12 protein-coding genes are annotated in these 15,193 nt (G+C 58.4%); all 12 read left to right on the forward strand.

Going from position 1 to position 15,193, the window contains the following annotated elements; translation table 11 throughout:
- Positions 1-4 precede the first annotated feature (4 nt).
- The 12 genes from NTW95_11180 (at position 5) to NTW95_11235 (ending at position 15,164) form a co-directional block, all read left to right on the forward strand.
- A complete protein-coding gene (locus NTW95_11180; GenBank protein MCX6557973.1) occupies positions 5-844 on the forward strand; it encodes an ABC transporter permease in 840 nt (279 codons plus the stop codon).
- A 1-nt stretch (position 845) separates the two neighbouring features.
- The gene (locus NTW95_11185) at positions 846-2,141 is read left to right on the forward strand and encodes an ABC transporter ATP-binding protein (protein MCX6557974.1); all 1,296 of its coding nucleotides are present in this window, start codon (positions 846-848) and stop codon (positions 2,139-2,141) included.
- Positions 2,142-2,143: 2 nt separating this feature from the next.
- Entirely contained in the window at positions 2,144-2,866 is a 723-nt protein-coding gene (locus NTW95_11190; GenBank protein ID MCX6557975.1) for a phosphocholine cytidylyltransferase family protein, read from the forward strand.
- Between the two features lie 60 nt (positions 2,867-2,926).
- Positions 2,927-3,721, forward strand: coding sequence for a class I SAM-dependent methyltransferase (locus NTW95_11195; protein MCX6557976.1), 795 nt, complete (start codon positions 2,927-2,929; stop codon positions 3,719-3,721).
- Complete coding sequence (locus NTW95_11200) at positions 3,718-4,443, forward strand: amino acid racemase (GenBank protein ID MCX6557977.1); 726 nt, start codon at positions 3,718-3,720, stop codon at positions 4,441-4,443. The genes NTW95_11195 and NTW95_11200 overlap by 4 nt, the downstream gene beginning before the upstream one ends.
- A complete protein-coding gene (locus tag NTW95_11205; protein MCX6557978.1) occupies positions 4,440-6,434 on the forward strand; it encodes a methyltransferase domain-containing protein in 1,995 nt (664 codons plus the stop codon). The genes NTW95_11200 and NTW95_11205 overlap by 4 nt, the downstream gene beginning before the upstream one ends.
- Before the next feature lie 215 nt (positions 6,435-6,649).
- Entirely contained in the window at positions 6,650-7,705 is a 1,056-nt protein-coding gene (locus NTW95_11210; protein MCX6557979.1) for a class I SAM-dependent methyltransferase, read from the forward strand.
- A gap of 16 nt (positions 7,706-7,721) precedes the next feature.
- Positions 7,722-8,933, forward strand: a complete 1,212-nt coding sequence (locus NTW95_11215; protein MCX6557980.1) for a hypothetical protein — start codon at positions 7,722-7,724, stop codon at positions 8,931-8,933.
- Between the two features lie 10 nt (positions 8,934-8,943).
- On the forward strand, positions 8,944-10,707 hold the full coding sequence (locus NTW95_11220) for a sulfatase-like hydrolase/transferase (GenBank protein ID MCX6557981.1): 1,764 nt from the start codon (positions 8,944-8,946) through the stop codon (positions 10,705-10,707).
- Complete coding sequence (locus tag NTW95_11225; protein ID MCX6557982.1) at positions 10,704-11,894, forward strand: glycosyltransferase; 1,191 nt, start codon at positions 10,704-10,706, stop codon at positions 11,892-11,894. Before NTW95_11220 ends, NTW95_11225 begins: the two co-directional genes overlap by 4 nt.
- Entirely contained in the window at positions 11,891-13,153 is a 1,263-nt protein-coding gene (locus NTW95_11230; GenBank protein ID MCX6557983.1) for a glycosyltransferase, read from the forward strand. Before NTW95_11225 ends, NTW95_11230 begins: the two co-directional genes overlap by 4 nt.
- Positions 13,143-15,164, forward strand: coding sequence for a tetratricopeptide repeat protein (locus NTW95_11235; GenBank protein ID MCX6557984.1), 2,022 nt, complete (start codon positions 13,143-13,145; stop codon positions 15,162-15,164). The genes NTW95_11230 and NTW95_11235 overlap by 11 nt, the downstream gene beginning before the upstream one ends.
- Positions 15,165-15,193: the final 29 nt, after the last annotated feature.

Here is a 15,193-nt window from a genome sequence, read left to right on the forward strand (position 1 = left end):
CGCCATGAATAAAAGAAGCGCGGAGCCTTTCGACCTGATCATCGAGCCCAAGCAATCGGTCCGCCACTTCTGGCGCGATCTGTGGGAGTACCGCGAGCTGTTTTACTTTCTTTCCTGGCGCGACGTGCTGGTCCAATACAAGCAGACGGCGGTGGGAATCGTCTGGAGCGTGCTGCGGCCGCTCTTGACCATGCTGGTCTTCACCTTCATCTTCGGCCGGCTGGCGCGGCTGCCGGCGGAAGGTCTCCCCTACCCGGTGCTGGTATTCTGCGGCATGCTGCCCTGGCATTTTTTCGCCAGCGCCCTGACCGAGAGCAGCCAAAGCCTGGTGGGCAACGCCAACCTGATCACCAAGATCTATTTCCCGCGCCTGATCATCCCCATCTCCAGTCTCCTGGTCGGGCTGGTCGATTTTCTCGTCTCCTTCGTCATCCTGTGCGGCCTGCTTGGCTGGCACGGGCTGTGGCCCAATTGGCACTGGCTGGCCCTGCCCCTCCTGCTGCTGCTCGCCTGCGCCGCCGCCCTGGGCGCCGGGTTGTGGTTCGCGGCCTGGAACGTGAAATACCGCGACTTCCGCTATGTCATTCCCTTCGTCGTGCAGTTCGGGCTTTACATTTCGCCGGTGGGGTTTTCCAGCACGATCGTTCCCGCGGCCTGGCGTTCCCTGTACGCCCTGAACCCCATGGTCGGGGTGATCGACGGCTTCCGCTGGGCCGTCAGCGGCGGCCGCACGGCGCTGAGCCTGACCGCGCTCCTCGTTTCCGCGGCCGTTTCCCTGGTCCTGCTCGGCAGCGGGCTCGCCCATTTCCGCAAAATGGAGCGGGAATTCGCGGACGTGATCTGACATGAACGAAGTGATCCGCCTGGAAAGCGTCGGCAAAAAGTACCGCCTGCGCCACCAGAGCAGCGCCCATTACCAGGCCTTGCGCGACGTTCTCGGCGAAAGCCTGCGCGGCCTGGGCCGCCGGCTGCGAAGACGCGGCCGCCAGGGCCGGGTCACCAAAGAGGACTTTTGGGCCCTGCGGGACGTCTCCCTGGCCGTCAAGCAGGGCGAACGACTGGGCATCATCGGCCGCAACGGCGCCGGCAAGTCCACCCTGCTGAAGCTGCTCAGCCGCATCACCGCCCCTTCGGCGGGGCGGCTCCTGCTCAAAGGCCGGGTCGGCTCGCTGCTGGAGGTCGGCACCGGCTTTCACCCGGAATTGACCGGCCGGGAGAACATCTATCTCAACGGAGCCATCCTGGGCATGAAGCGCGCCGAGATCCGCCGCCAGTTCGACGAGATCGTGGCCTTCGCCGAGGTGGAAAAATTCCTCGACACGCCGGTCAAACGCTATTCGTCCGGCATGTACGTGCGCCTGGCCTTTGCCGTCGCCGCCCATCTGGACACCGACATCCTGCTGGTGGATGAGGTCCTCGCCGTCGGTGACGCGCAGTTCCAGAAAAAGTGCCTGGGCAAGATGGAGGACATCACCCGCCAGGGGCGGACCATTCTCTTCGTCAGCCACAACATGTCTTTGATATCCGCCCTTTGTTCTCGAGCTGTTCTTTTAAACGCCGGCCGGATTGAAAGCGTGGGCGAAGTTTCGTCGACTATCCTTGCCTATTCCAAGGATATCTCCACACTTTCTTCTATCGACCTAACCCATTTCTCCCACTCTGGCCCGCATGAATATGTTTTTACCAAAAAGTTGTCTTTGTTCAATTCGGAAAAAAGCCCATGCAGTACATTCACCATGGGAATGCCACTGATTGCCCGAATCGAGTTTACGTGCCTGAAACAGTTCAAGGATGTGGAAGTCGGCTTGAAAATCAGCAGCATCAACCATGCCGCCATTCATTACCTCAGTTCAAGCTGGGAGGGCTTGAAGCAGGATTTGGAACCCGGGACCTACGTTTATGAAGTGACCATACCGGAAATATTGCTTTTTCCCGGCAAATACATCTTGGGAACTTGGATACTCAGGGATGGATTCTGGTCAGATGACCATGTCCAGGAAATCACTGCCATTGAAGTTATCGGCAAGGATATCACCGGGAACTTTTGCAAGCACAATATCAAAAACACCTTCGAAAAATATGCCCACAGCGGAGGGGAGGTTTACCTGCCCAGCCACTGGCGATTCTGGCGTGGAGAATAACGATGAAAACAAAACACGCTTTGTTTTTAGCGGCGGGAAGCGGAAACAGGCTGCTCCCGCTCACCAAGGACCTGCCCAAAAGCCTGTTGCTGGTCAACAGAAAATCTATTTTGGAAAACGCCCTTACCCACCTCGCTGAAGCAGGAGTGGAAAGGGTTGTCATCGTCATCGGTCACCTGGGACAGTTAATTCGCGACTGCTTTGGTGATTCCTTTCTTGGCATGCGCTTGGAGTATATGGAAAATCCCATCTACCAATCAACCAATAGCATGTACAGTCTGCATCTGGGCCTGCAAGAAGTATCAGGGCCGATCTGGATCCTGGAAGGAGACGTGGTATTTGATGGACAAATTCTACACCTGCCCCGTCCCGCTGAAATATCGTGGTTTGTGGATTCGCAGGCGCTGCAAATGGATGGGGCCTTCCTGCAAACGGATCAGCATGGGATAGTCCAGTCCCTACGCATCATCCGTCCTCCGGAAAAAGCCCAGATGGGAAACTTTAAGTCGATCGGGATCCTTCATCTCTCCATGGCCGCCGTACCGATTATACAAAAATGGCTGTCCGGCGGATTGGCAAATCAGCAAAGCAATCTGTATTATGATTTGATCTTTGCGGATCATCTTGAGGAAAGACTGATTTCGGTGGTAGACATCCATGGTTCACGCTGGTTCGAAATTGATACTCCAGCCGATCTGAAGGCGGCGCAGGAACTCTTTAAATGAAGATGATAATGAGTTGTCTACCATTCTTCAGGAAAAACATTTTTGACCACATCCCCACCAATGCCTCCAAATAAAGTTCCTTTCCGTTTTTGGAATAATATGCAGGGTGTTTCTCCGCCACTGATCGGAGTTCACGGCATGGGTGGAGGCGGGCTAATAGAAGTTTGCTACCGACACTATTTTGAATTTCGTCATCTACAAAATATCTGTAACTTCCGCAAGGATATGAAGGTTTTGGAATTGGGATGCGGCAATGGCCGGTGGGCACTTTCTATAGCGCCACAAGTGAAGGCCTATGTCGGTGTTGACTTCAGTCATTCGGCTTTGCAGGTTGCCCAAAAACAAGTTGAAAAAAACAGATCGAAAAATATATCGCTCATCGAAAAAAACATCGTCGAATTCATGGGCGCGGACAAATATGACCTGATTTATCTGAGCGGCGTCAGCCAATATTTGTCGGATGAAGAGTTTCAGCTTACCCTGGAGCACATCCGCCCCTGTTGCCACCCGGCGACGGTCATCGTGGACAGAAGCACCATCAATCTCAAGCAAAGGGAAATCATGGAAAACGGAGATTACTGGGCCCTGTTCCGCACCGCCAACGAATTGGAACGGCTTTTAAAAAGCATCGGTTTTGCGCTCATTTACAGAAAAAGAAGTTACCGTTTTTTAAGGGGGGGGAAACTCCTCCGCCAGCCGCGGTTGAATAAATGGTTGGCCAAGCTGGTTTACTGGACGCGACCGCTTTCCTTCCACGTGCTGCACCTGGCTACCATCCTGGCCGACGCCATCAAGCCAATTTCATTTGAAGGCGGAATGCGCTCGCACGATTTTCTCGTCTTTAAACAACCATGAGCAAGAGCCGAGCAAAAACAGTGGGGGTCCTCGGCGGGATGGGACCGTTGGCAACTGCCCTTTTTTTTAAAAAACTGATCGAAGCGACGCCGGCAAAAAAGGATTGGGAACACCTGCGCGTGATCATCGACAATGATCCGCAAATCCCCAGCCGCACCCGTCATTTCTTATATCAGGAGGAATCGCCGGTAGCCAGGATGATTGCCGATTGTCAAAAACTGGCAGCCTATCCGGTCGATTTCATCGTCATCCCGTGCAACAGCGCCTCATTTTTCCTCCCTGAAATCCAGCCCCACGTGACGGTCCCCATTCTGAACATCATGGAGACAACGGCCAGGAGTTTGGCTTCCAACTTTCCCGGCATCCGCCGGGTGGCCGTATTGGGAGGAGCCATCACCTATCATCATAGGACCTACCAGCCTTTCCTGCAAAAGCTGGGATTCATCCATGTTCAACATTCGCCAGCGATCCAGCAGCAAGTCGAAGCTCTCATTGAACAAATCAAGATCAATGAACTGGGCCCGGCAATCCTAAAAAAAATGAAAACGCTAATCAAGCAATTGAAGGAAAAGGAAAAAGTGGAAGCGATTATCCTGGGTTGCACCGAATTCGGCTACATCGCCCAGGTCAAGGCAGGCATCCCCGTCATCGACTCCACCCTGGAACTGGCCAAATTCACCGTCCAACTGGCGAGAGCATCCGCCGGAACAGACCGCCCATGATCATCCGGGACAGTTTGGCCGCCCTGTCGATCAAAACGGAACTTTTGTTCCGCGGCCAGCGCCGGATAATCATTTTCGAAGTCGCCTCGCCGGGAGAAATCCAGTTCATAAAAAATATTCTGCTGGCCGCCATCGAGCGCTTCCCGAAATCCATCTTCTATATCGCCCACTGCCGGCAAACGAAAGCGGAATTCAATCGCTTGTTCCCCGACCTGAAGAGAAAGATAAGGCATGTCCGGCGCCGTGACCTCGATATGGGGCTGCTCGCCAAAGCCGACCTGTTCCTGACCAGCGAGCAATACAGCCTGGGGGTCAATGGCCTATACAGCATCTGCCTGTTTCATGGCCAGCCTTCCAAGGGCCTGACCTTCACCCAGAAAATTCTCCAGTCATTCGACGCTTTTTTCATGTACGGCCAGCTGCACCATCAGGCGTTGCGGGAGTTTTTAAGGCGCGAGGGAATTGAGCTTCCCGAGCACTTGGAATTGTTTGACATCGGCTACAGCAAATCGGACGGACTGTTGAATGGCCATTTCCAGCGGGCGGAAACCCTGGCCGGGCTCGGTCTCGACCCCCTGAAAAAAACCATCCTCTATGCGCCGGCCTTTGATGAGCATGCTTCATTGGAGGAGTTCGGCGGCGAGATCATCGAGATTCTGGCCGCCGACCCGAAAAACAATGTCATTGCCAAGCTGCCGATGGAATGCCTTGAGACCAATCGCCGCCCGAGGCAAAGCCCGACCGTCGACTGGATGGAAAAAATCGGCCGGCTGGAAAACCGTTACCCCAACTTTCGCCTCTCCCGCAGCCCCGTGGCCGACCCGCTGTTGGCTGCCGCTGACATTCTGGTCACGTGCGTGTCCAGCATCAGTTTCGAATTTCTCGCCCTGGGAAAACCCGTCATCTTCATCGACACCCCGCTTTTTTTCTCGCGCTATTTAAAAAAGTATTTCCCCGATCAGGATACCGCCTCATGGAGCTCCTTGACGACCATCAACGGCGGGCGCGAGTTCGGGATCCTGATCAAGAAGCCCAGCGAGCTCCCCGCCGCCATCGTCTCTGTTTCCGAGCACCCGGCCTGCTGTCCGCCGGAGCCGGAAAGGCTGCGGGACTTTCTGCTCTTCAATTCCGGCCAAGCCACCCGGGCGGCTGTCAACGAAATGGATAAGCTCCTCAAGCGGGGGGCCAGAAGCCGCCGCCCGGACGGCCACCATGCTTTTCATTCGCTCCTGGCAAAACGATCGAAGGCCCTCGCTGCAGCAAAGCTGATTGCGCTTCTCAACCGGCTATTCCTTTTCTCGGGCCACTCGTTGCAGAAGAACGGTGAAAATTACCTGCCGGCGAAGCCGACCATCGCCGCCGCCAAAAAAGAAAAAAGCTCCCTCTGCCATTATCTGGAAAACCGGGAAAGCCATCCCGGCAAACGGGGCCGCCGGGATCGGATCATCCAGCGCATGCGTGCCGCCGGAGTTTTCAAAGAATGCCGGAATGCATGCGAGATTGGTGCGGGGACCGGCATGTACCTGAGCCAGGTCCTGGAACTCGCCCGCCCCCAGCAGTATGAAGTATACGAAACCGCCCGGGATTGGGTGCGCTATCTAAAAAGGACTTTTTCGAAGCAAAATGACTGCCAATTCCGGTTTCATCACGCCGACGGCCACACCTTGAAAGATACAAAAAACAACTCGTGCGATCTGGTACACGCCCATGCCGTCTTCGTTTACACCCCGTTGCTGACCACGTTCGATTATCTTCGGGAATCCGTCCGAGCCTGCCGGCCCGGAGGATACATCGCCTTCGATTGCCTGCTGGACACGGGCTTCAGCATCGAGACGATCGAGGCCTGGCGGAAAACGCCGTGGCGCTTCCCCGTGATCGTCCCTGAAAAATTGCTCCGCCTTTGGCTGGAAATTCAGGGCTTGCGGATCGTCGATGAATTTTCAGAATTGTATGGTGCTTCATTTTCCAATTACTTCATCCTGCAAAAATGAATCCTGAACCGGCCGCTTTCAATAGCGGAAATAAAGCTGGATTTCGTATTTTCCCTTGAAGGCGGGCTGATGGCCACCCGCTTTTCGCGCCTCGGTCTTGCATCCGGACTGGCTTTGTACCCATTCCTGGAAAGACTCGGCGTGAAGGAAACGACTGTTTTTCCCATCGCTGACGCATGACCCCTCGATCCGCCCAAAAACCTGACGCTATTGAAATGAATCCGTATCTCTGCCCGAAGTGCCATGACCGGCTGCAGCTCAAGCCGGCCGCCTGGCGCTGCGCCGGGTGCGGAAACGAATATGGGCGGATTGAAGGTTATTACGATTTTTACCTGCCCGACTCCGTCCCGCCCGAAACCGAATATCCGCCGGCGCTTGCGCATCTGCTTTTTTCGGAAGCGAAAATCCTGGCCTTGCCTGAGGCGACGACGCACCGTATTGCCGATCGGATCTTCCGGCGGCGGGCATTCAACGCCCGCTGGACGAGCGATCTGCGAGAACTGAAGGAAACCATCAGAAAGTACGGCGCCAGCGAACGGCGCCGGGTGGAGTTCATGGTGGACGATCGCGCCGCAGCGGATTTCGTCCGCCAAAAACAAGCCACCGCCTGGAAAGCAAAAAATATCCTGCGTCATGTTTCTTCGCTACCGCATACCGGGAACAAGGTCTTGCATGTCGGCTGCGGGGGCGAATGCAACGAAGCCATCCCCGAAGAATACCAAAAAGCCGGATTCGTCAACTTCGGCGTCGACGCGGTCAGGTCGTATGTTGAAGAATTCAGCGCTCATGGCGAGGCGCAGCTGGCCAATGCCTCGGCCTTGCCGTATGCCGACGAGACATTCGATGTGGTGAATTTTACCGATATTCTCGAGCATCTTTTTGACCCGATAGCAGGCATGCGGGAAGCAGCGCGGGTATTGAAAAAAAACGGCCATCTTGTCCTGGAAACCCCGAATCGCGCCTATCTGCGGCGCCGGAGTCCGCTTTCCTGGCTGGAATATTTCCTCGGCCGACTGCGCCCCGGCCTTCTGCGGCCGCGGGTGATCACCGCTCAATGGGCAGGCGAAGTTTTGTTCCACACCGAATTTTCACGGCGCGAGCTGGCGCTGCTTTTAAAGCATGCGGGGATGACGCCGCTGAAGTTCACGACCGAGATACTGAAAAAATCGGATGCGGAAAGCCCGGGGGAAAAGCGGCGCCGATGGCTTGTCTCAGGCTTGGAAAAAATCGCGCCGACGGGCAAATGGATCGTCATCGCCCGCAAGGCATGACCCAGGCTGGGCGCTTATGAAGAAGATCGCCGTCTTCATCCAAAATTACAACATCGACTACAGCCCCTCGATCATCAACCTGCTCGATTTTTTGAGCGACCGTTGCGCCATCGATCTGTTTGTCCGCAATGCGCAGATGAAAAACAGCCCGGTGCTGAAGAAAGCCAATGTGCGGCTAACCGAGATCAGGCGGCCACCGCACCGGGGGCAGGCGCTGGCCTCCACCCGCCAGCGCCTGGCCGGCGCCATCAGGGGGCAGTGGCGAAACGCCCTGCGGCCGGTCCATGGCATCAGCGCGGCGGCGAGGCGCTTTGACGGCCAAGATTACCATTGCCATATCGTCTTCGATGCGCCGGGGCTGTTGTTGTGCAAAGAGCTTTTCCCGATGGCCAAGCCTTTTTATTACAGCCTGGAACTGGCCCTGCTTACCGAAGCCTCTGCCGCCGGCGCGCTTGCCGCTGACCTCGCCTATCTGGAAAAAGCGCAGGGCTGGAGCCGCGACATCCGCGGCCTGATCATCCAATCCCAAGAGCGGGAAATGCTGTTCCGGCACGACCAGCGCCTGGGCGAAAACGTTCCGGCCCTGCACCTGCCCGTGACCGGCCGCGGGCCGGCGAAGGCGGAGCGGCTCCGCCAGCTGCACGAACAATTCGCCATCCCGGCGCACGGGGGCATCGCCATCCACCTAGGCGGCGCCAATCCCTATTATTCCAGCCTGGCCATCGCCGAGGTATTCACGAAAATCGAAGGCTGGCATCTGTTTTTCCAGGGCAACCATCTGCGCGGGTACGGTGAGGAGATCCGCGCCCTGGCCAAACGCAGCGGGGCGCGCAACATCGTGGTGCTAAAAAAGTTCTTCAGCGAAATCGACGCCCTGGACCGCATCCTGATGTCGGCCAGCGTCGGCATCGCCTGGTACAATGACCTGAACGCCAATTTCCGCAGCGCCGGGCAGTCGTCGGGCAAGATAACCGCCTACCTGAAGTTCGGGCTGCCGGTCATCGCCAACCGCTATCCCAGCACCGAAGCCGCCCTGGCTACCCCCGGCTGCGGGATCTGCGTCGCCGGCCTGGACGAAATCCCGGCCGCGCTTGAGCGCATCGCCGCCAACTACGACGAGTTTTCCGCCAACGCCCGCCGTGAATACGAAAAAAATTACCGCTTTGAAAACTACCGGCAGCCGATCCTCGATTTCCTCGATCTGGCAGAAACCGGGCGGCCGGGTTAAAATTAATAAAATGAAAAAACTTTTCAGAGCCATCGGCCTCCTGCATCTCGCCTCTTTCATTTTCCTGATGGTCTTTCTCAGCACCATCCTGCAGGACCGGCTCCTTTTCAAGACCGACTGGCTTACCCTCGGCTATTTTCTGCTCTCGTTGAATTGGCTTCTGGTGCTCATCGCGCTGCCTCCCTTTTGCCTGGCCGCCCGTGTCCTGGAAAAACGGAGGCCAAACCTGAAGATCCTTTACGCCCGGGCGATCACCTTCATGATCGCCTACACCATCCTGATGAACCTCTTCAACAACCCGTTCGTTTTTCAAACCCAGTCGCTGCTGCAGCTGGCGATCGTCAACCTGCTCTGCCTGGCCTTGGCCTACGTTGCGGCGCGGAAATTTTGCGACCTGACGATCTTCGGCCGCATCGAGCCGATCGGCCGCTGGTTCCTGCTGGCCGCGCTTCTCTTCATCGTCTCGGCCAAGGCCTATTTCATCCTCCAGTCGCATGAACCACGCACCGGCAAGCCGAAAAATGTCATCCTGGTCGTCCTGGACAGCCTGAGCGCGGCATCCATCCGCGAATACGACCCAGGCGCAGCCTTGTCCGTTGAAGATATTTCCGCCGACTATGCCCTGTTTGAAAACGTCAGGACCAATTTCACCTACACCTACGGATACTTCGACGCGTTGTTTGGCGGCCGCAAGAGCGGCCGGTCCGGCGCGGCCAACCTGCTCTCCCTGCTGCAGCAAAACGGGGTCAATACCCGCTGGCTGGCCTCCCAGGGCAACGCCGTTCCCGACAACCATGCCGTCAAGAACTACCGCGGTTTGCGTTCGTATTTTTTCAATTACCGTTTTTCCTGGCTGCCGGCGCTGCTGGGCATCGATTACAATATCTACCGGGCCCCTTTCAAGAAGGATGGAACCATGATCTACGCGGCCCACGGGCTCATCGATCTTTTTTCCAGCCGCCGCGTCGATTTCGCCGCCGAGGTCCATCGCGAGATCAAGAGGCTGCGCAGCGATCCACGGCCGTTTTTTTTCCTAATCCACGAGTTTCCCGCCTGCGAAACCAGCAAACCGGAAAAATTGTGGGAAACGGGGAAGATCAGGAACCAGCGGGACCGGATCAGCGAGGGCATCACGAAGAACGATTTCCGTTACGATGACGGCGAGGAATGGCTGGTGCGCGAGTGGGAAGCCAAGGCGCTTGCCGCCTCCCGGGCCGGCTTCGCCTGCCTGAAGAATATCCACGATTTCCTGAAGACCAAGGGCTGGGACCGGGACACCCTGGTCATCCTGACCGCCGACCACGGAAAAATTTTTCGCGACCACAAGGTCTGGTACGGCTTCCACAACAACGAGGAGGTCGCCCGGGTGCCGCTGCTGGTGTTCAACGCCACATTGCCGAAAAGGAGCTCCGGCCTGGGCGAAACGATCGACATCACCCAGACCGTGCTCGAAAATTTCAGGGTGAAGCAAAAGCTCGACCGCGGCGCGCTGTCGCTTTTCAGCGGCGGCCAAAAAAACGCGGTGACGACGCTCACCGAGTATTCCAGCGTGCGCCGCGAGCAGTTCTTGAATTTGTACAAGGACCAGGCCGGCGCGATTCTCAAGTTTGTCGTCGACCCGGGCAAGAAAGACTTCTGCTGCGCGTACATCGTGCGGGGCTTCCAGGAAACCCTGCTGGGAAAATTCGCCCTGGCCGGCAGCCCATTGCAGGCCGAATTCGAAAGCGTTTTCAGCGCCTACCGGCTGAGCCGGGAACCCGCCGCCCCCAGATGAGCGACAAGATAAAAGTCCTGTTCTGGCCCGGCTGCTGGTACCCGGACCGCTTGGACCCCGGCAACGGCATATTCGTCCGCCGCCATGCCGAGACGGTGGCGCCGCTGGCCGATGTCGCGGTGCTGTACATCGCGGCCGATGCCGGGCTGAAAAAGCAAACCTACGATTGCGACGTCAGCCGCGACGAAACCGGCCTGGCGGTGCGGGTCTATTTCCGGCCGTTTCCGGTGCCCTGGCGGCCGTTGCGCCTGTTCAACGTCTGGCGCTACTTCCGCGCCGCCCGCCGCGGCATCCGCACCTTGCGCTCGGGCTGGGGAACGCCCGACATCGTCCACCTGCAGGTCAATCCCCCCTGGGGGCAGATCGCGGCCATAAAGGCATCCCTCCCGGGCCGTCCCTTCATCTTCACTGAGCATTGGTCCGGCTATCACCGCGCCAGCGGCGAGTTCCGCGGTTTTTTCCGCAAACGGCTGACGGCCTGGGTCGTCCGCCGGGCTTTCGCCGTGACGACGGTCTCGCGCAATCTCCAGGAAATCATGGAAAGCCACGGCTTGCGCGGCCGCTACCGGGTCGTCCCCAACGCCGTCCGCTGCGATCTCTTTTACCCGGCCGCTACGCCGCGCTCCGGATCGTTGCCGCTTTTTCTCCATGTGTCGCGCCTGACGCCGCTGAAAAACGTGGCGGGGATCCTGCGCGCCGCCGCCGTGCTGCGCGGCCAGGGCCGCGATTTCCGCCTGCACATCGTCGGCGAGGGCAAAGACCGGAAATCGTTGGAGAAGCTGGCCGTGACCCTCTCTCTGGGCGAGGCTTTCGTGCGCTTTTTGGGCCGGAAGGACGAGGCCGCCCTGGCCGAAATCATGCGCCAGGCCGATTGCTTCGTTTTGTTCAGCCATTACGAAAACCTGCCCTGCGTCATCTCCGAGGCGATGGCCAGCGGTCTGCCGGTCATCGCCTCAAGGGTGGGCGGGATCGCGGAGCAGGTGCAAGCGGAAACGGGAATTCTCGTCCCTCCAGGCGACGAAGCCGCCCTGGCGAAGGCCATGTCCGACATCCTGGACGGAAACGTGTCGTTGGACCGCCGGGCCGCGCGCCGCTTCGCCGAGGAAAATTATAGCTACGCCGAAGTGGGAAAACGTTTCCTGCTCCTGTACCAGGAAGCGCTGAAGAAAACCGGGAGTCGGTCGTGAACATCCTGCTGGTGGCTTATTATTTCCCGCCGCTGGTCAGCGGCGGCTCGCAGCGGCCGGCGCGGATGCACAGGCACCTGGCCCGATTGGGCAACCAAGTCACCGTGCTGGCGCCGTCCTACACGCAGACGGACCTGGCGGGACCGGACCTGATCCGCGTCTACGACCCCAGCCACAACCTGGACCGCCGCGGCTTGCATCGGCTGCAATGGTTCTGCCGGCGCCTGCCGGTCGAAATCAGCAACCGCTTCGGCCGCTATTCATCCATCTACTTGCGCTGGCAGCAGGAGGTCCTGCGCCGGGCCGACGCCATCCTGGCAACAGCCCGGCCGGAGCTCATCCTCGCCACCTACCCCCCGGTCGAAAGCCTAGAGATCGGCCTGCGGTTGGCGCAGCTGGCGCGGGTGCCGCTGGTGGCCGATTTTCGCGACGGGCTTCTTTTCGAACCGGTGGAGGCGAAACGCCTGGATCGCTTCGCCTGCTTGCGGCGCCGATATGAACGCATCGAGGCCGAGGTCGTGGCCAAGGCGGCCGCGCTTATCACCGTTTCGCCTTATCTCAGCGCCTATTTCGAAAGCCGCTACGGACCTGGCAACGTCAGCACCATCCCCAACGGCTACGATGAGGACGACCGGCGCGATTTTCCGGCCGGAACGGAATTTGCCGGCAAAGGACTGCATGTCGTTCACGCCGGCAGGATCGCGCTTTCGGATGCCACGCGCTCGCTGCGGCCGTTCGCCGAAGCGGTGGAACGATTGCGCGGCGCCGATCCGGGGCTGGCCGAAAAATTGCACCTGCACTTTATCGGGCGCTTGAGCACCGGGGAAAAGAGGGACTTGGCCCGTTTGCGGCGATCGGGGCTCGCCAGCCTCCACGGCGAAAAAGGGCACGCGGCTTCCCTGGCCATGCAGCGGCAAGCCGATCTGCTGCTGCTGATCACATCGGCGGCGAGGCCGGGCATTGCCCCCGGCAAGCTTTTCGAGTACCTGGCCGTGCAAAAACCGATCCTGGCCCTGGATGACGGAACTTATGCCGGAGAGATCGTCAGGGAATGCGGCGGCGGCTGGGTCGTGCCGGCACGCGACGCGCGGGCGATTGGTGCGATCCTCGAAGAAATCATTCGCGACCGCAGCACACTCGCGGCACGAATCCCCTCAGCCGCGAGCGTGCAGGCCTATTCCGCCACCCGGCAGATGCAGCAGCTAAACGCCCTCCTGTGCCATGTTCTGGCCAGGGCGACCGGCGGCCATGAAGCGTAAAAACCTCTTGTTTCTCCTTGTCCTGGCCCTGCTGCCGCTGCTGGTCTACCTGCCCACGCTGAAGCATGAATTGATCTGGGATTCCAAGCCGGTCATCCTGGAAAACAGCCTGCTGGACGGGGAATTCTCCTGGCTGGCCCCATTCCGTTCCGGCTATTGGGCGTCGACCAGCCAAAAAATGGCGGGCTACGACTACTACCGGCCGCTGATGATCCTCTCCTTCATGATGGAAAAAGCCGTCTGGGGATTAAACCCTTTCCGTTTGCGCCTGGTGAACCTGATTATTTTTATCGCCGGGCTGTTCATCCTTTATTTTTTTCTCGACCGGCAAACCCCTGACGATGGAATCGCCCGAAGCGCCGTTCTGCTCTTCGCCCTTTTCCCGCTCCACCTGGACAACATCACCTGGGTCGTCGGCCGCAATGACCTGCTGATCTTTTTATTCGGCCTGCTGGCCCTCTATTGCTTCGATCTTTTCCTGGCCCGGAGAAATATCTTCTTCGCGCTTCTGGCCGTGGCCAGCTACCTGCTGGCACTGTTCGCCAAGGAAGCCGCTCTTTTTTTTCTACCGGTCCTCCTTTTGCACGAGCTGGGCAAGCGCAGACGCATCACCGTTCCGCTGCATGCGACCTTCCTGGCCGTTACCCTTCTGTACTGGTGGGCCAAGTCGGCGGTCATCGGCCGCGGCAACCTGCCCGTTCGATTCTTCTCGCCGTTGTGGGAAAATGGCCGCGTCTTGCTGGGAGTCCTGGGCTACTATTTCCGCTCCCTGCTGTTCCCTTTCCGCTATGACCTGTTCCTGCCCGCCAACAAGGTCAAGACCCCCGCCTACTCGCTCGCCGGCGTGCTGCTGCTTTTTCTCCTGCTGCTGCTGTTGCGGCAGGGACGGAAGCGGGCCCCGTGCCTTCAGGCCTGGATATGGATCGTTCCTTTTTTGGCCGGCCACCTGCTGATGGTGTTTACCCCCATCTACCCCTTCAGCATCTCCACCCGCTACCTGGCGATCCCGGCCGTCGGTCTGGCCTGGCTTTTGGCCCATCTTCTCAGGTCCATGCCCAAACACTGGGGCAGGTTCGTCCTGCTCGCGCTGCTCCTGGTTCAAGCCGCAGCCATCGGCGGCAACGGGCAAAAGTATCGAAGCGAAACGGCTTTTTGGGCCAGCGCCCTGAAGTCCTGCCCCAATGACAGTTTTTTCCTGAGCAAATATGCCGGGCAGCTCCGCGAAAACGGCGATTTCGTCAACAGCGAAATCCTGCTGCGCCGGGCCCTGAACTTCCCCATGGGCAATTCCACCGCCGTGGCCATCGCCCTGCAATTGGCCGACCTGACCCGCGGCCAGGCCCGCTACGACGAAAGCCTGGAGTGGCTGGAAAAAATCAAGGTCCTGACCCTCGAACCGCTGCAAGCGCAGAATCGCTTGCTGCAGCTCCTGAGGATCCGCCTGGCCCGCGGCGAACAGGCGGAGGCCGAAGCGGCCCAGCGGACGCTGGAGCAAGCCGCGCCGGCGTTGGAGTCAAAAACCATGCGCCTCGAACTTTGCCTGGCCTTCGCCAATTGGACCCAAGCCCGGGAAACCGCCCAAGCGTTCGCATTCCCGCAGGCGGGCGCCTGGCTGGCGCGGATCGACAAAATCCAAAGCGCTTTTCAATCCCTTTCCCGAAAGGGACAGGCCCGCTATTTTATAGAGCGCGGCAACTTCGCTTATGCCTGGGAGCTTTGGTCGAGGGAGACAGCGCCGACAGGGTACGCCGAACAATTGCAGCTGGCCAGGCTGGCCTTCCTGGCCGGGAAAGAAAAAGAGGGAAAAAACAAGAGCGAAACCCTGGCCCGGGAGGGAGCGAACGACTTCCGCATCCTCAATTCGCTCGGCAATCTTTTTTTCGAACTGCAGCGCTCCGATGAGGCGCTGCCCTTCTATCAACGCTCCCTGCGCATAAACACCAGGCAAACCGCATTAATTGAACGCATCAAGCTGATTACAGGAAATAAATTTTCTGAGCGGTTCGAATGAATTTAAGCGTACTGAATATCAACGTGCCG

It is taken from the genome of Candidatus Aminicenantes bacterium (genome assembly GCA_026393795.1).
Lineage (GTDB): Bacteria > Acidobacteriota > Aminicenantia > UBA2199 > UBA2199 > UBA2199.